Annotated in this window: 15 protein-coding genes and 2 pseudogenes; 6 read left to right on the top strand and 11 right to left on the bottom strand. The window is 39.3% G+C overall.

From position 1 onward, the window contains the following. Positions 1–503: 503 nt before the first annotated feature. The 4 genes from tsaE to PN450_RS22930 are packed head-to-tail and all read right to left on the bottom strand — an operon-like array spanning position 504 to position 3,280. Positions 504–935, bottom strand: a complete 432-nt coding sequence (gene tsaE, locus PN450_RS22945) for a tRNA (adenosine(37)-N6)-threonylcarbamoyltransferase complex ATPase subunit type 1 TsaE (RefSeq protein ID WP_271837661.1) — start codon at positions 933–935, stop codon at positions 504–506. Next, entirely contained in the window at positions 928–1,047 is a 120-nt protein-coding gene (locus PN450_RS22940; RefSeq protein ID WP_334311507.1) for an alpha/beta hydrolase, read from the bottom strand. Before PN450_RS22940 ends, tsaE begins: the two co-directional genes overlap by 8 nt. A gap of 2 nt (positions 1,048–1,049) precedes the next feature. Next, on the bottom strand, positions 1,050–1,850 hold the full coding sequence (locus PN450_RS22935; RefSeq protein WP_271837662.1) for a Uma2 family endonuclease: 801 nt from the start codon (positions 1,848–1,850) through the stop codon (positions 1,050–1,052). 56 nt (positions 1,851–1,906) lie between these two features. After that, positions 1,907–3,280: a gluconeogenesis factor YvcK family protein gene (locus PN450_RS22930; RefSeq protein WP_271837659.1), complete on the bottom strand. Its 1,374-nt coding sequence runs from the start codon at positions 3,278–3,280 to the stop codon at positions 1,907–1,909. 191 nt (positions 3,281–3,471) lie between these two features. Here PN450_RS22930 and ruvC point away from each other — a divergent pair, with 191 nt between their 5' ends. Next, on the top strand, positions 3,472–3,963 hold the full coding sequence (ruvC, locus tag PN450_RS22925; RefSeq protein ID WP_015078083.1) for a crossover junction endodeoxyribonuclease RuvC: 492 nt from the start codon (positions 3,472–3,474) through the stop codon (positions 3,961–3,963). A 212-nt stretch (positions 3,964–4,175) separates the two neighbouring features. Beyond that, complete coding sequence (locus tag PN450_RS22920; RefSeq protein ID WP_148763595.1) at positions 4,176–4,715, top strand: hypothetical protein; 540 nt, start codon at positions 4,176–4,178, stop codon at positions 4,713–4,715. A 16-nt stretch (positions 4,716–4,731) separates the two neighbouring features. On the opposite strand, the gene PN450_RS22915 is transcribed toward PN450_RS22920, so the two are convergent. Next, a complete protein-coding gene (locus PN450_RS22915; protein WP_271837658.1) occupies positions 4,732–5,658 on the bottom strand; it encodes a carbohydrate ABC transporter permease in 927 nt (308 codons plus the stop codon). A gap of 517 nt (positions 5,659–6,175) precedes the next feature. Continuing rightward, a complete protein-coding gene (locus PN450_RS22910; protein ID WP_213711899.1) occupies positions 6,176–6,652 on the bottom strand; it encodes a phosphate-starvation-inducible PsiE family protein in 477 nt (158 codons plus the stop codon). A 457-nt stretch (positions 6,653–7,109) separates the two neighbouring features. Here PN450_RS22910 and PN450_RS22905 point away from each other — a divergent pair, with 457 nt between their 5' ends. After that, positions 7,110–8,834 (top strand): diflavin flavoprotein, encoded by a 1,725-nt coding sequence (locus tag PN450_RS22905; RefSeq protein WP_271837657.1) that lies wholly within the window; start codon positions 7,110–7,112, stop codon positions 8,832–8,834. A gap of 204 nt (positions 8,835–9,038) precedes the next feature. On the opposite strand, the gene PN450_RS22900 is transcribed toward PN450_RS22905, so the two are convergent. Beyond that, positions 9,039–9,731 (bottom strand): hypothetical protein, encoded by a 693-nt coding sequence (locus tag PN450_RS22900; protein WP_271837656.1) that lies wholly within the window; start codon positions 9,729–9,731, stop codon positions 9,039–9,041. A gap of 756 nt (positions 9,732–10,487) precedes the next feature. On the opposite strand from PN450_RS22900, the gene PN450_RS22895 reads away from it, so the two are divergent. Continuing rightward, positions 10,488–12,194: a diflavin flavoprotein gene (locus PN450_RS22895; RefSeq protein ID WP_271837655.1), complete on the top strand. Its 1,707-nt coding sequence runs from the start codon at positions 10,488–10,490 to the stop codon at positions 12,192–12,194. A 210-nt stretch (positions 12,195–12,404) separates the two neighbouring features. On the opposite strand, the gene PN450_RS22890 is transcribed toward PN450_RS22895, so the two are convergent. Further along, on the bottom strand, positions 12,405–13,022 hold the full coding sequence (locus PN450_RS22890; RefSeq protein ID WP_148763583.1) for a Uma2 family endonuclease: 618 nt from the start codon (positions 13,020–13,022) through the stop codon (positions 12,405–12,407). A 430-nt stretch (positions 13,023–13,452) separates the two neighbouring features. Here PN450_RS22890 and PN450_RS22885 point away from each other — a divergent pair, with 430 nt between their 5' ends. Both PN450_RS22885 and PN450_RS22880 read left to right on the top strand, forming a co-directional pair. After that, positions 13,453–14,214 carry a Uma2 family endonuclease gene (locus tag PN450_RS22885; RefSeq protein ID WP_271837654.1) on the top strand — a complete coding sequence of 254 codons (762 nt, stop codon included), beginning with the start codon at positions 13,453–13,455 and terminating at the stop codon, positions 14,212–14,214. A gap of 3 nt (positions 14,215–14,217) precedes the next feature. Then, positions 14,218–14,379, top strand: a pseudogene (locus tag PN450_RS22880) (Uma2 family endonuclease); the annotation flags it as partial. 48 nt (positions 14,380–14,427) lie between these two features. Here PN450_RS22880 and PN450_RS22875 read toward each other — a convergent pair. From PN450_RS22875 to PN450_RS22865, 3 genes and pseudogenes are all read right to left on the bottom strand, one after another. Further along, positions 14,428–14,757: an RNA recognition motif domain-containing protein gene (locus PN450_RS22875; RefSeq protein WP_271837653.1), complete on the bottom strand. Its 330-nt coding sequence runs from the start codon at positions 14,755–14,757 to the stop codon at positions 14,428–14,430. 278 nt (positions 14,758–15,035) lie between these two features. After that, a pseudogene (locus PN450_RS22870) lies at positions 15,036–15,116 on the bottom strand (phycobiliprotein lyase); the annotation flags it as partial. 7 nt (positions 15,117–15,123) lie between these two features. Continuing rightward, positions 15,124–17,193: a hybrid sensor histidine kinase/response regulator gene (locus tag PN450_RS22865; protein WP_271837652.1), complete on the bottom strand. Its 2,070-nt coding sequence runs from the start codon at positions 17,191–17,193 to the stop codon at positions 15,124–15,126. Between the last annotated feature and the right edge of the window lie 174 nt (positions 17,194–17,367).

Here is a 17,367-nt window from a genome sequence, read left to right as displayed (position 1 = left end):
GCGTTAAACAATCAACATATGTAACGAAATGTAAATTCGACAAATACCTTATAGATAGGTTATTTAAGGGTTTTTACGAAAAAAATGTATATTGATTTTATCGTGCCGACTTACTTAACTAAATGAATACACTGAACAATACCTTGTCCATTTCTTGTAGGTTGGGTTAAGCGACAGCGCAACCCAACGCATTTGTTGGGTTTCATGCTAATTGCTCCGCGAACGTTTACGTGACCCAACCCAACCTTGTATCTTAGAGGTATGTTAGAGGAAGTGGGGCGGTTAGTTGCTTTACCTAATTGATTTTTAATTGTTGATTTAGACTCCAAAAGAGCATTTCTAATGTGACGTTGAGACAAAGTATAAACCAGTAGACATAAACCCATAATCATTCCTAGAGACTCATGTTACTCTCTTTTGTGCTGTGTTCTTTCTATTCACAGCTTACACTGGGAGAGCTTTTTTACTCACTCACCGACTTTTCAAACACCCTCTTAGTAATACTAATTCCCGCAAACCATAATTTCGGCTTGACGGCTGCCATTTTCACTATAGTTTAAACATACCTTTAAATAACTATCTGGTAGATATGGCATTCTTTCAGCCCATTCAATGGCGACAATTCCCGGTGTTACTTCTATGCCTTCCCAGTAACTTTCGAGATTCAATCCAGTAACTTCTTGAGGTTCTAAACGGTATAAATCTAAGTGATAAAGAGGAATACGTCCTTCTGTGTACTCATTAATCAGAGTAAAAGTAGGACTAACAATAGAGTCAATTATCCCCAATCCTTTACCAATACCTTGCACCAAAGTAGTTTTACCAGCACCTAAATCACCTTCTAGCAAAATTACACTACCAGCAGTCAAAGTTTCCCCAAAGGTAATACCTAATTGCTGTGTTGCTTCTATATCTGGAAGGAAAATTTTAGTCATTGGTAATTGGTAATTGGTAATTGGTAATTGGTAATTGGTAATTGGTAATTGGTAATTGGTAATTGGTAATTGGTAATTGGTAATTGGTAATTGGTAATTGGTAATTGGTAATGTCTAAGCATTATCCAGTGTATCGGGATTAACGCCTAAATTACGCAACAGTTGTCCTAGTTGTTCAACTTTTCTTTTTGCTTCTATTGTTTCTTGTTCAGCAAGAATAACTCTTTCATTAGCCGCAGCCGCTTCTTCTGTTGGTTCAGGAATTAATTCTCCTGTTAGTGTGAACCACCTTAACCATAACTTAGGAATATCTCGAAATGTCCCTTGCCATAGTCCTAAACTTAAACCTAATTCTGGCATTAGTAAGCGTCCTTCAATCATATTCATAGGTTCATAATGACCACCTACTAACTGAAATGCGCGGACTTCGTTGGTGTAGCGGCTAAAAACAATATAGTAAGGAATTCTTAAAATCCGTTCATAAACTTCCCATTTTGTGGGAGGTTTACCTATTTGACTTTTTCTATTACCTAAATCTTCATCTTCTGTACCAGGAGATAATAATTCTACAACTACAAAAGGGTTTGCTGGTTCTTGCCAAGTGACATAACTTAAACGTAAATCTTGACCATTATATAATTTGGGGACTCCTACTACACCAAACCAATCTGGGCGTTTATACCATAAAGGATTTTGCAGATCATAATAAAGATTCAGATCAGCCGCACTATAAACAATTTCTGGATTCCAGTTTATGGGTTGAAATGTTAAATATAAAAGTAAAGGTTGTAAAAAATGAAAGTCGTCTGGCAAACCTTTTTCCTCTGGGTTTTCGCTAGGTAAATCATACATTGTCGGTAAAGTTTCCCAAGGGGGAAGGGGTGGTTCAGTTTGAGAAATGATGGAAGAAGTCATAAATATTTTAGGTTGGTAATTGGTAATGGGGAAATATATTTCCCCATTACCAGTTTTTACTTCCCGTGATGCGCTCCACTGTACCATTTTAATAAAACTTTGGCTAGTTTTTGGGGGTCATGGCGAACAGCACCATATTCATCTTCAAATAAAATATTAGCAGGAACTATTCGCCGTCCTAATTGGGTGACAGATTCTCGGTCTAAAAAGACTGGATGGGCATTTTGTTGGGCATAACGGATAAGCGCTTGGGCTGAGGGTGTTTTTTTATGAACTAATACGGCATCGAATAACCTTCTATTGCCACAAGCGTAATCTATGGCTTGAATATGTTCAGCAACGCTATATCCATCAGTTTCTCCTGGTTGGGTCATGATATTGCAGATATAAATGCGGGGTACATTGGTAGCGGCGATCGCATCGGCAATTTCTCCAACTAACAAATTAGGAATTAAGCTTGTATAAAGACTACCCGGACCAATAATAATGTAATCAGCTTCTTGAATGGCTTTAATTGCCGCGGGAACTGCCGGTGGATTTTCAGGAATACAACCAATTTTGACAATTTTTCCCGCAGCTTTGGGAATATTCGACTCACCCTCAATGCGGCGGCCATCTGCCAATTCTGCCCAGAGACGGACATCACTGAGGGTAGCAGGTAAAACTTGTCCTCTCACCGCCAATACTTTAGAACTGGCTGCGATCGCTTGCACCAAATCCCCAGTAATATCAGTCATGGCTGTTAAAAACAAATTACCAAAACTGTGACCTGTTAAGCCATCTCCAGCCCGAAAGCGATATTGAAATAATTCTGTGAGTAATTTTTCTTCATCTGCTAGTGCTGCTAAACAATTGCGGATATCTCCAGGTGGTAAAACGCCAAACTCTTCGCGCAATCTACCAGAAGACCCGCCATCATCTGCTACGGTGACAATAGCAGTAATATTAGCACTATAAGTTTTTAAGCCTCTGAGTAAAGTTGAAAGTCCAGTTCCACCACCAACAACCACAATTTTTGGACCCCGGTATAAGCGACGGTGGGCTAAGAGGACATCTATTAATTCCTCTTCATTCACTCCAGGTCTGAGGACTTCTGTAATTGAACCGACAGTGCGGGATTGTCCCCACAGCACCAACAGGACACCACATATAAGGAGTAATGGACCACTAATATAGTTGGGTAAAATATTCGCGAGGAATCCGAAAAGACCTTTTAGCAACTCTAGTATCCAAAAAATGGGGGTTAATTTTACCCAAATAGCCAACCCCAAACTGGCTAAGACAACACCCCCAACAGTGATAAGTAACCAGCGTTTCACCGCTAATCCAGGGGATAACCATTTGAACCATTGGTTAACGCGGTGGGAAGTGCGACTGTGAGACTCTAGTTGTAGCGAATTAATGGCTTGTTTCAAAAAACCGATGAACATATTTAATAGGGAAAGTTGGTAAAAACAATATTTAACAGAAACTTGACATCATCTGCTTTCAATACTGGAAAAAACCATAAGTTTGATTTAATCCTTTATATTTCAGGGAGGATAGGGAATCAACAGTTGAGGAAAATACCTATCTTACTTTTGCGGCGTTGTGTTTTACCAATCTAATAAAAGTGAATTTGATGAAAAAGCGAATTTTAGGAATAGATCCAGGACTGGCAACTGTGGGATTTGGGGCAATTAATTGGCAACAAAGTCAAAATAAAGGACAAGAGACAACGGTAGAGATGGTAGATTTTGGCGTAATTCGCACAAATGCTGATGTGGAAATGACTCAGCGACTATGTATTTTATTTGATGATTTACACAGCGTGATGGAGGACTTACAGCCAGATTTGGTGGCAATTGAAAAGTTATTTTTTTATCGGATGGCAAATACCATTGTTGTAGCCCAGGCTAGGGGTGTACTGATGTTAGTTTTAGGACAGCGTAAGCTTCCTTATGTAGAATTTGCACCTCCCCAAATTAAGCAAGCTTTAACGAATTATGGTAAAGCAGATAAAGCAGAAGTGCAAGAGGCTGTGATGCGGGAGTTGGATTTAGATGAAATTCCTCGGCCGGATGATGCGGCAGATGCTTTAGCGGTGGCGTTAACAGCTTCGTTCCAGTTGTGAGATTATAAAGAATTTTATCGGAAAAAATCAAAAAACGCGAATACGAGAAAATAATCATTGTATAATTTAAATACTCCTTTTATTGATCGTCACTATAATAAATTAGAATTTGAATTTATCCGATTTTCAATTATTAATCAAATCAATCATTTTATTTACATTTACATCTAGAAAATCGGCAAGAAATTACCGTACAAAAACCGATTCCTTTTGTGAATACTGATAAAAATGAAGAAACATATCCAGTAAAGTTTCAAGTTGATTTACCACCAAGAATGCTAGTAAATTTTTTAGATAAACTTTCTCTTGTACATAAAATAGAAATTTTGAAACTGAGAGAGAAGATGCTAGGCTATGATAAGCGGGTAAAAGAAATCAAAGATGGAAAAAGTATATTTTATGGTCGGGGAAAAACAAAACCTTGTTGTCAATTAAAGTTTATTTCTGCGACTAAGCCTTATGAAAAGAATCATCTACAATGTTACCTATGGCTACCACTTCCAAAGAGATTTCTTCGCTTTAACAAAAAATCAGGTATCGGTAGAATCTATCTGCAATGTGATCCAGATTTTCAAACTGTCACAACAATTACCTACTGGACACAAAATAGTCGTTATGCTAATAAACTACCGATGCCTATTGATATATACTTAAATGAAGTTGGTTTAGATCAGGTAAATCAAGAGATTGATAAATTATTTGACTTGGCAATTCAACTTAATTTAGATTTTTCAGAAAATACTATGTACTGAAAAACCTATTTAAATATTAAACACTAAAATCATTCCCATCTTGATTTACAACTAATCTTAAAATTGATAAACCTAAGATAATTAAAAATAGCACCAAACCAATGGTACAAGCATAGCTAATCTCTAAATTACCAAATGCTTGTTCATACAAATAATAAACAATTGTCTTAGAACTATTCAGGGGTCCACCTTGGGTCATAATATAAACTTCTTCAAAAACTTTAGTTGCAGAAATCGCCGAAATTACAGCCACTAAAGCTAAATAGGGTTGCATCAATGGTAAGGTAATATCCCAATGTTTACGAATATCGTCTGAACCATCAATAGCCGCGGCTTCATAAATATCAGCGGGAATGGCTTGCAATCCAGCTAAATAAATAATCATGTAGTAGCCTAAACCTTTCCAAATAGTTACAACCATAATACTAGCTAGGGAAATGGGGACAATTCCCAATATCTTATCAGGACTTGTTAACCAGGGAATTCCGTCGGGGACAATCCCTAAAGTTTTGAGAATTTGATTCAGCAATCCGTTTTCTGCATATAACCATTTCCAAGCTATCCCAGCTACTACCATAGAAATTACAACTGGGGTATAATATGCTGTTCTAAACCAATTCATTCCCCGCAGTTTTTGATTCACTAAAATTGCTAAAGCCAAGGGTAAAAATACTAAAATTGGCACAACACCAATTAGATAAAGAAATGTATTTTGTAATGTTTGCCAAAAAACTGGATCTTTCGATAAACGCAGGAAATTTTTCAAGCCAATCCATTGAGGAGGATCTCCTATATTTTCATAGTTGGTAAAACTCAGATAAAAGGCTTGAACTGCTGGATAAAAAACAGTTAATGTTAAAATAATTAAGGCTGGTAATAAAAATAAATAAGGTGTTATTCTCTGTTGAATTAAAATCCATTGTTTTGATGTTAATTGAGACATATATTTGAGGATAAAGTTTTAGCAACTATGGTATCTTATTTCGGAGTCTAAGTAGGTTGGCGTTGAAAATTGTCGTCATAGCAAGGCAAGAGGCAAGAGGCAAGAGGCAAGAGGCAAGAGGGTTTGAGCGATTTTACTTTTCGTTACATATTACTCTTCGAGAAGCCGCTTCGCGTCTACGGTTTTTTTCCGTTTACCTACTTAGATAAAGTTATTTTGATTAATACAGCGGTTTCCGCTCTCATGAGGTACAAAGTTGAATCATGAAACTCTTGTAGTGCGGGCATCTTGCCCGCTAGATATGTACCTCATAACACCGGGAAGTGCTGTACTTACGCCAAATTAAGAAAAGCCTTGATTTAGAGGTTGGATTGTTTACGTCAGCGTTACGTAGTAATGGCAAAGGTATTATTTTATCAGTAGGATTTCAGAGTCGCACAAAAACTATTTAGCAAATATACTCAAAAATTAAATAGGGAATTAGTAAAATAATCCTTTTCCCTATTCTTCAATAAAATTACAATTCTGGTTTTGTATCTACTGTTTCATGCTGATTAATTTTCATCTGTTCTAATAAACGAGGCATCCAAGGTAAAGCCAGAAAAATTCCTGATAAAACTAGTAGAAATACAGAAAGTCCAAAAAGTTGGTCGCGGGAAATTTCTAATACACCACGTAAAATTACCTCTCGTAAAGCCGAAACAATCGTAATTTCTACCGCTGCACCTACGGAAATACTCCGTTCTTGCAGGTAATCAACTAACAACCGAAACAGTTCTACTAATATCAAAATAAACAAAATATCAGATGTTACTTGCCGTAGATCTAATGGACTTAAAAATGATAAAAACATATCTCCTAAGCGAATGAGCATGACACAAAACAAACTCACGCAAAGGGAGATAACAATAATATCCTGAAAAAGTTCTAAGTTACGAACAATTCTATCCCGTTTAAACAAATTATTGACTTCTATAATTATCCGCTGTGGCATAGTATTTTCTAGAACAGAAAGATAAATCTATTTTAATAATTAACCATTAAACTACTTTGAATAAAGTGAACAGAGAACAATAAGTAATTATCAATTCAAATCAAGGAGGAGATTAACTGTTTCTACCCCCCACTTTCAAACTTTAATTAATTCCTGGTTCTATTTTTTTACTGATGCTTCAGTAGCTGATTAACTTTAAGTTAGCCCCGCTGACCTAAGTAGATAGGATTTATCCATTATTAAGTATAAGATTTTATCTATGAATAATGCCCAATGGAGACGGGAATTGCCCACAATTAGGACTAGGGAAAGATGCTGTTGGTCTTTTGACTGAGGATGATTGTTGACAGTTTTAATTTTCTTAACTGAGGTATATGTTTTTTAATAAAAATTAATATTCAAGCTGTGCCACAATAAGAGAAAGGCATAAATACTCAATTTATTCAAGAGGGGCGTTATGGTATTGCTTACCGAGAAACTAGAAAAGCGTCTGACTATAAATACTGTAGAGATTAGTGAAGATACTACCGCAATTCGGTCTTTGGATTGGGACCGCGATCGCTTTGATATTGAGTTTGGTTTACAAAATGGTACAACCTACAACTCTTTTCTGATTCGGGGGGAAAAAATCGCCCTGGTTGATACTTCCCATGAAAAGTTTCGCAAACTTTATTTTGATACTCTCACCGGTTTAATTAATCCCCAAGATATTGATTATTTAATTGTGAGTCACACTGAACCAGATCACAGCGGTTTAGTAAAAGACTTACTACAACTCGCTCCTCATCTAACTGTAGTTGCGTCAAAGGTGGCAATTCAGTTTTTGGAAGATATGGTACATCAACCATTTAACCGCAAAATTGTCAAAAATGGCGATCGCCTAGATTTAGGAAATGGACACGAATTTGAATTTGTCATAGCTCCTAATTTACACTGGCCGGATACCATTTTCAGCTTTGACCACAAAACCCAAATTCTCTATACCTGCGATGCTTTCGGCTTACATTATTGCTCAGAAAGTACCTTTGATGACGATTTAGCAGCAATAGAAGCTGATTTCCAATATTACTACGAATGTTTAATGGGTCCAAATGCCCGTTCTGTCCTTTCCGCAATGAAGCGTATGGCAGAATTGAAAACCATTCGCATGATTGCCACCGGACACGGACCCCTATTGTATCACAATGTGGAAGAATTAACAGGCCGTTATCGCAGTTGGAGTCAAGGACAAACCAAAGCCGAAACCCCTGTAGGGATATTTTACGTCTCCGAGTACGGTTTTGGCGATCGCATCGCCCAATCTATTGCTAACGGGATGACAAAAACTGGTGTCGCTGTCGAAATAGTAGATTTAGCCAGCGTCAACGAATTACAAGAACTGCGGGAACTGGTAGGACGTTGTACAGGCTTAGTTGTGGGAATGCCCCCAACTTCAGGCAATTCTCACATTCAAGCCGCCTTGAGTACCGTTTTAGGTTCTGCCAAAGAAAAACAAGCCATTGGCATTTTTGAAACCGGTGGAGGAGATGATGAACCCACCTATCCCCTATTAAATAAATTCCGGGCTTTAGGGTTACACTTATCTTTTCCCGTCATTGAAATTCGGGAAACACCCACAGCTAACACTTATAAAAAATGTGAAGAAGCTGGTACAGACTTAGGACAATGGGTAACAAGAGACAAAAGCATCAAAGCCATGAAATCCCTGGCTGCTGACTTAGATAAAGCCTTGGGCAGAATTAGCGGTGGTTTATATATCATCACAGCCAAAAAATCCGACGTATCCAGCGCCATGTTAGCTTCCTGGGTAAGTCAAGCCAGCTTTAAACCCTTGGGCTTTTCCATCGCCGTCGCCAAAGATCGAGCCATAGAATCACTCATGCAAGTAGGCGATCGCTTCGTTCTCAATGTACTCGAAGAAGGCAACTATCAACCATTAATGAAACACTTCTTAAAAAGATTTGCACCCGGTGCAGATCGTTTTCAAGGTGTGAAAACCCAACCTGCTGAAAATGGCGCACCCATCCTCACAGATGCCCTAGCATACATAGAATGCGAAGTCATCAGCCGCATGGATTGTGGTGATCATTGGGCAGTATACAGCACTGCCTATGCCGGTAGAGTATCCAATCCCGATGCCATGACAGCAGTACACCACCGCAAAGTAGGAAACCACTATTAAGTATTGTAGGGGTTTAGCAAGAGCTAAACCCCTACCCGCTTAAATCAAATAATTAAGCCTTGTTGAGTATAGTCATCTTCAGATGACTGTTACTATGAAACTGGACATCTCCGGTAATTAAATGTGCGTGGTTTGAAACCATTGTAGAGACGTTCTATAGAACGTCTCTACATTCATTTTCACCAGATGTCTATTGAGCTTAAATTAGGAATTAACCGACTCTAGTGACATCTTCTGAGCCGAGCGCTGCTGTAACTTTCTCCGCACTACAAAAGCACCAACGACAATCGCCACACCTGCTGGCGCGGCATCAGACTCAAAGGGAACAGTAGCATCAACTGAAAAACCTGTCAACGAGCCTGAACCGTTGCTGCTGTTAGTGACACCGTTCATCAAATCTAATTGCCATTGTTTACCACTGACGTCGACGCCAATGAATTGTGTGAATTCAGCAGGATTAAGTGCATAAATGGTGCTAGATGAATAGCCAGTGGTCGGCCAAGGCGTACTCGACGCAGTGCTGAAAGTGTAATTGCCGGTGGTGATACCAGATCCAGCCCCAATTGAACCAGTAAAATCAACAGTTGTCCCAACAATTGCTCCCCCTTGACTCGGATCAATGAGACTAAGACTGGCGAACAACTTTCTACCATTTGTGTTAAGGTTAAGACCTTGAATGATTATTTTGTTAAATGACTCAAGCGTAAGGGGCAATGCACTAGCATTAGAATATGCAATAGTCTTAATAGTCTGCATGCGACTAGCACCAGTCGCACCTATAGAGGTTGTAACTGCAGGACTGGAAATGACAATGGCCTCCGCCGCACTAGAAAGAGTTAGAATGCTTACCAGGGAAGCAACTAACGCCCCCAATTTTTGAAAATTCTTGGTGATCATGATGTCCTTTGTTCCTTATGTTTTTTATGCTTTTAATTTCTTTATGTGTACCGAATCGGTACTTAGCAGTATGATAGTTCAAAATCACTCAAATGGCAATAGCAAAATATAAAAAATTATCACATCTGAATGTAGTTATTCACTGTTACGCAGTTAAATCTACCTGAGTTCGGTGTTAGGAGTTATGATTTTTCAACGAGATCATAAGGGTTTGAGACTCATACTTGGGGCGAGTTTTCCACAAATTATCTTATGTCGAACTCAGGTAAATCTGATATTTTGTAGCCTAGTACCGCAGGGCGGAAGTCAAAAGTCAAAAGTCAAAACTAATATACAGTAGGCTTTTTGGCGATTGAATATGGTTGCTTTATTTACGCCGCAGTGTACTAGTACGTAGTGCAAGCGTCTCGCTCCCGCGGGCAGGATGCCGGCACTACTAGTACGTAGTGTAAGCGTGTCGCTCCCGCGGGCAGGATGCCGGCACTACTAGTACGTAGTGTAAGCGTGTCGCTCCCGCGGGCAGGATGCCGGCACTACTAGTACGTAGTGTGAGCGTCTCGCTCACTAGTACGTAGTGCAAGCGTCTCGCTCACGCGGGCAGGATGCCCGCACTACCAAAAACCCGTCAAAATAAAATTGACAGACCACTAGGAACTGTAAATTTTCTGTTTATGGATGAGGTTTACAGCTTATGTCAAAAAAACCTATCATGGAGGGAGCAGAGGCGCAAGAGTTTTTCCCAATTACTCATTACCAATGACCACTAAACCCCGTGATGTGCAAATATTGCCCATTGGTACAGATACCATAATATTGCGATCGCGCAGTTGGGCTAGATTAAGATTTGAAATTGAATATGCTTTAGCCAAGGGTACAACAGCTAACTCTTATCTCATCCAAGGCGATAAAAATGCCCTGCTTGACCCTCCTGGCGAAACTTTTACCGAAATTTATCTCGCAGCCTTACAACAGCGGTTTGATGTCAAAAAACTCGATTATGTAATTCTGGGTCACATTAACCCCAACCGGGCTGCAACGTTAAAAGCTTTACTGGAAATTGCCCCCCAAATTACCTTTGTTTGTTCTAACCCAGGGGCGATAAATTTACGCGCGGCTTTGGAAAAAGACGATTTATCAATCTTGGTCATGCGGGGAGAAGATACCCTAGATTTAGGAAAGGGACATCATTTACAATTTATTCCCACCCCTAACCCCCGTTACGCTGACGAACTTTGTACCTGGGACCCGCAAACAGAAATCTTGTTTTCTGATAAATTATTTGGAGCGCATATTTGCTCAGATCAAGTTTTTGATGAAGGTTGGGAAGTATTTAACGAAGATAGACGCTATTATTTTGACTGTTTAATGGCACCTCACGCCAAACAAATCGAAACGGCTTTGGAGAAATTGGCAGATTTGCCGGTGCGAATGTATGCTACTGGTCATGGTCCAATAGTCCGCTATGGTTTAATTGATATTACCAAAGGCTATCGGCAATGGACTAAACAGCAAACTTCCGCTGATATGACAGTGGCTTTAATTTATGCTTCTGCCTATGGCAATACTGCAACTTTAGCACAGGCGATCGCTCGCGGCATCACTAAAGCCGGTGTCAGTGTCGAAGCCATTAACTGCGAATTTACCGAACCCGAAGAAATCAAAGCCGCAATTGCAAAATCCGCCGGTTTCGTCATAGGTTCTCCCACCTTAGGTGGACACGCACCCACACCAGTACAAACAGCTTTAGGAATTGTCCTTTCTACCGCAACTAACAATAAATTAGCCGGTGTATTTGGTTCTTTTGGTTGGAGTGGAGAAGCCGTTGATTTAATCGAAAGTAAACTCAAAGACGCAGGTTACAGATTTGGATTTGACACCATTCGCGTTAAATTCAAACCCAATGAAGTTACCTTGCAAACCTGCGAAGAAGCGGGAACTGATTTCGCCCAAGCATTGAAACGCGCCACAAAAAAATCAGTTGTCGCTAAACAACCAGCAAGTAATGTCGAACAAGCTGTAGGGCGGATTGTTGGTTCTATATGTGTGGTTACAGCAAGCCAAGGAGAAGTAAAAACGGGAATGTTAGCATCTTGGGTAACACAAGCCAGTTTTAATCCTCCTGGTTTAACCATTGCGGTAGCTAAAGACCGGGCTATGGAATCCTTATCCTATACAAATAACAAATTTGTAGTCAATATCTTGGCGGAAGGGAAAGAAATTCGTAAGCAATTTATGAAAGTTTACGCCCCTGGACAAGATAGATTTGCCGGTTTGGACATTCAAGAGGCAAATAATGGCGGAATTATTCTCAATGGTGCTTTAGCATATCTAGAATGTTCTGTCCAAAGTCGCATGGAATCTGGTGATCATTGGTTAGTTTATGCCACTGTTGATGATGGTAAAGTCTTAAATCAAGATGCTGTCACAGCAGTACATTATCGCAAATCAGCGAGTTATTATTAAACAGTAGGGTGGGCAATGCCCACCTAAATGTACAGCAGATTCCAGATAAATATTTTTACATTAGGACTTACGCACAAGTCATGGAAAAACGAACCACAGAGGCACAGAGTTCACAGAGAAATGAGGGTTTGAGAGATATTTTGCGTAAGTCCTATACATAAAAAAGTAAACAGTGTTTTACAGAAATTGGAAAAACTCAGGCAGGAAGGTTTAATTAATATTACCAGCTTTAAAAATTTGTTCAGCAGTCAACTTTAATTCTGGGAAAGTTGATGATACTATCAATTCACTACCTGTAAATTGACTAATTTGGTATTCTCTATCTATCAGTTGATGAATAGAAATAGTTGGTTGTTTAGGACTACCAATAAACCTTTTACTTCCCAGTGCTAAATAATCCACAATCCAATATTCAGCAATACCTAATCTTTCATAATCTCCCAGCTTTTTATAATAATCATCTTGCCAATTTGTACTCACAACTTCAATAACTAAAGGAATCGAATCAGGTTCAGAAATTACTGCTGATTTTCTCCAGTTTGGGTCAGTTGCTAGAATGTTTCTATTGATTACTAACACATCTGGTAAATAGCTGGATTCGCTTCCTGGTGTTTTCACAAAAGTGGTTTTTGGGATTCCATAAGGTAAATTCAACCGTAAATACTCAGCCGTGATTCTCTCAGCTAAAAAACAAATAATATCTTCATGAAAACCTACGGGTGGATTCATTTCAACAATTACTCCATCATGTAATTCATAGCGTCCCTTATCAGGTAGCCATTCTATAAATTCTGCAAAAGTTACTATTTTTGGTAAGGCTTGAAGCATAATTTACCTACCTTTGTAAATTCAAAATTATTCAAATTGCAGCGACTCCTAGAAGAAAGGATAGTCATAAGCGAGCATAGATAAGTTTAATCTCATTTTATATTATGTATATGCAGCCACTACAATTTGACCAAGAGCATTCATTTTACATATTTAACCATGTTTTATTTTAGTTGTTTTAGAATGAAATTAAACCGTAGATAATTGCTCGTTCCCAGACTCCGGCTGGGAATGCCTACCAGGAGGCTCTGCCTCCAATCCCAGAATACAAGTATAGTTTTTTGAGAACTACAAAATTATTAAAGTGTGTAAATCTAGTTCTCAAGCAATAAAGTTAGATTTGTAGGTTGGGTTGAAGCATGAAACCCAACAAAGCAGAAAATGGACAAGGTATTGATAGTGAAGTTGACATTTCTTTTTTGCAGCCGTTATGTATCAAACAGACCCACCGCGTTCTGCTCAGGAATTCCTACCGACAATGTATGATTTACCTAGCGAAGATCCAGAGGAACCCGGTTTGCCAGACGAATTTCATCTTTTACAACCCCAGTTATTACGGGAAACTTTTTGTCCGTCAAAGTTCCCGGAAAATCAGGTATTTATCGCCACAGACTTAAATCTTTACTACGATGTTCATCATCCATTATGGTATAAACGCCCTGACTGGTTTGCGGTAGTTGATGTCCCCAGGTTGTATGCACAAAAAGAACTACGGCTGAGTTATGTAGTTTGGCAAGAAGGCGTTAATCCTTTTGTCGTGGTAGAATTTATTTCACCAGGAACAGAAAAAGAAGATTTAGGGAGAACCCTACGAGATGTTAGTCAACCTCCAACTAAGTGGGAAGTTTACGAACGAGTTTTAAGAGTACCCTATTATCTAGTTTTTGACCGTTACACTGACCAGTTAAGAGCATTTCAGTTACAGGGAAGTAGTTATGCTGAATTGGAAATCAATCAACTGCGTGTATGGCTAAATGATATTGAATTAGGTTTGGGACTGTGGCAAGGTGTCTATCAAGGCATTGAACGGCAGTGGTTACGCTGGTATGATGCGTCAGGTAACTGGGTTCTCACACTGGCAGAACGGGAAAGAAAACAAGGGGAGCGAGAAAGAAGACGTGCAGAAAGATTAGCAGCACAATTACGCGCTCTTGGTGTTGAACCTGATTTTGGTGATGATGAAGAAGGCTAAATGATAGATAATGGTTTGCGTTTGGGTTGGTTAATTAACCCCCAAAATCAACAAGTGGAAATCTACCGACTAGGAAAACCTGTAGAAATTGTCCAACTTCCGGCTGTACTTTCTGGAGAAGAGGTTTTACGATCAAAAAAATTACCCACCCCGCGAAGGGAATAGGTAATTTTTTCAGCATTGAATAACTAAAAGATCTTAGCTAAATTCAGCTTAATAGCGACCGCCGCCGCCGCCACGGTTACCACCGCCGCCGCTGTAGCCACCGCGACTACCACCACCACCACCAGGACCTCTATCTTCCTTGGGTTTGGCCTTGTTCACTTTCAGAAGACGACCCATCCATTCAGCACCATCAAGGGCATCAATAGCGGCCTGTTCTTCAGCTTCAGTACCCATTTCCACAAAACCGAAGCCGCGCAAGCGGCCTGTCTCACGGTCAGTAGGAAGTTGAACACGTTTTACAGCACCATAGTCTGCAAAAACAGCACTGAGAGCGTCTTGTGTAACTTCGTAAGAGAGGTTACCCACGTAAATTGACATAGAATATTTCCAAAATCATAAGAATGTAGAGATTTAGATTTCGGAGAAAAGTCTGTAAATACCAAAAGGGAAAGCCTGTCAATACTAACCACAAACATTACCGCCGAATTAATTCCCACTTTCTAATGATTACACAAAAAATGATAATTGTGGAAAGAAGTTAAAAAAATGTTGTAAAAAGTCATATTTGTTGTTTATGAGCAGTCAATATTGGAAATTTCCCCCTATTTCTCGCACTTCAGCCGCAAGACTTCAATTCATATTCGCTTTTGCAAGCATCAACTAATCCTTAGCTGTTCATTGGCACGGGAAATAATGCTTTGCCGGGTAAGATATTTACTACCAATTAGTTTAAGTTTGATTCGGTTAAGCTAAATATCCATCTTGTGGCTGAGGATAATCAGCATTTTCTGAGTTAGCATTCATTAACGGTAGTCTAAAGGTGAAAGTAGCTCCCTGTCCCAGACCAGAACTTTCAGCTTGAATAGTGCCACCATGCAGTTCTGCTAAATTACGGGCAATTGCCAACCCCAACCCCAAGCCACCGAATTCTCTAGTAGTTGAGCTATCTTCTTGACGAAAGTAATCAAATATGTATGGTAAAAATTCTGGGCTGATTCCTTTACCTGTGTCACTGACTGTAATTTGAGCATCAAAGCCAACACACTCTAGCCTCACTTCTATTTGCCCACCATGAGGTGTAAATTTGACAGCGTTGGACAACAAATTCCACAGGATTTGTTGCAATCGGACTGGATCACCAGCAACTAGACCAATATTTGCTGCAATAATAGTTTGAATCTGAATTTTTTTAGTTTTGGGTGCTAAAAACAGTGTTTCTGAAACTGCTGAAATTATAGTAGCAAGATTAACTGAAGAAACTTTCAAAGTCCCTTTACCCTGATAAATCCTGGACATATCGAGCAAATCATTAATTAAGTAAACCTGTAATTTGGCATTACGCTCAATAATACTTAGAGCTTTATCCGTTTCTTCTGGCTTTAATTTACCTTTTTTGAGTAAACTAGCCCAACCGAGTATAGAGTTCAGTGGTGTCCGCAATTCGTGGGATACAACCGCCAAAAATTCATCTTTGATCTGGTTAGCAGCTTCTACTTGTTTGCGAGCAGCTTGTTCTTGTTTTAATATATCATTCCGCTCTTTAATTGCAGCTTGCTGTTTAGTGATGTCATGGGAGCAGCCAACTATATGGGTAATGTTGCCATGGTTGTCCCGGATGACCGAAAGCCGCAAGTTGATATAAAGGATATCTCCTGATTTTGAGCGACAGGTAGCCACCTCTACCTCATGACGACCCTTTGCCAATAGGGTTGACATTATGTTTGTTTCGAGTTCAACTGGATCTACGTAGAGAATGCTCACACTCTGCCCAATCATTTCCGCCGCTGTATACCCATAATAGTTCTCTGCACCGAGATTCCAACTTTGAATAATGCCATTGATATCAGTAGTAATGACAGCATCGTGAATTTCTTCGAGGATCTGGGCTTGAAATTTTAAAGTGGCTTCTGCTTGCTTGCATTTAGCTTCATTAAGCTTTGCTTCAGTAATATCCCGTCCTTCTGAAATCAGCATAACTACTTCACCGGCATCATTCCTTAGGGGTCCGATGGAGAAATCTATGGTGAGGATTTGATTATCTATTCCCTGTACTTCTACTTGGGAGGAAATAAATTCACCTTGGGCAGCACGAGCGATCGCGTGCTTCAACTGATCCTGAGTTGCCTGGGAAATTTGCCAACAATAAACTTCCCAAATGGGACGGTTGATCAAATCTGCCATTTGCAACCCAGTAAATTCCAAAGATGCTTGGTTGAGTTCCAATACCATCCCTTCTAGGTCAAGTAGCCCTGTAAATTGAAATCTTTGGTTGAAGATAGCGCGATATTTACTTTCACTAACTGCTAGTTCCTCAGTCAGTTTCTGTACCGTTTGCTCTAAAGAGGCATTAAGTTTTCGCAAATTTCGATATAATTCTGCTTGCTCGATGGGAATATAAAGGGTTTGCATATTCTTCATCATGCGGGTTTCCTCTAATACCTCATGAATGGCGCGGCACAACCCTTGGGGAGTGATTTTATCCTTAACAATGTAGTCCTGAACACCGTTCTCCATTGCTTGCACAGCAATTTTTTCATCTCTTATTCCTGTTAAAATAATCACTGGAATCTGTGGACTACTGAGTTGTAGCTGCAACTGGTTGAGAAATTCCAACCCATTCATATCTTGCAGTTGATAGTCTAGAAGAATTAAATCTGGCTGGCTTTCCGCTAGTTTGGTTAATCCTTCTAATCCTGATTTAGCCTCAGTTATCTGATATGTAGCCAACGTATCCTGACGTAAAAAGCGGCTATATAATACCCTATCTACTGGGGAATCTTCTAAAAACAGGATTTGGTAATGGGCTTGAGCCATAGTTTTTCTTTTCAGTGCTTTTTTGATTCATTTTGCAGTCACGAGGTAAGAGTACCATTGAACCCAAAATTCGCGCTAGATAAAATTTTACCAAAATATTAACTCATACTATGCACTCATATATATATATATATATATATATATATATATATATATATATATATATATTTGAGT

Origin of the sequence: Dolichospermum lemmermannii CS-548, assembly GCF_028330815.1 — a bacterium.
Lineage (GTDB): Bacteria > Cyanobacteriota > Cyanobacteriia > Cyanobacteriales > Nostocaceae > Dolichospermum > Dolichospermum lemmermannii.
The sequence above is the reverse complement of the archived record's forward strand: the minus strand, read 5'-3'. Positions and strand labels throughout refer to the sequence as shown.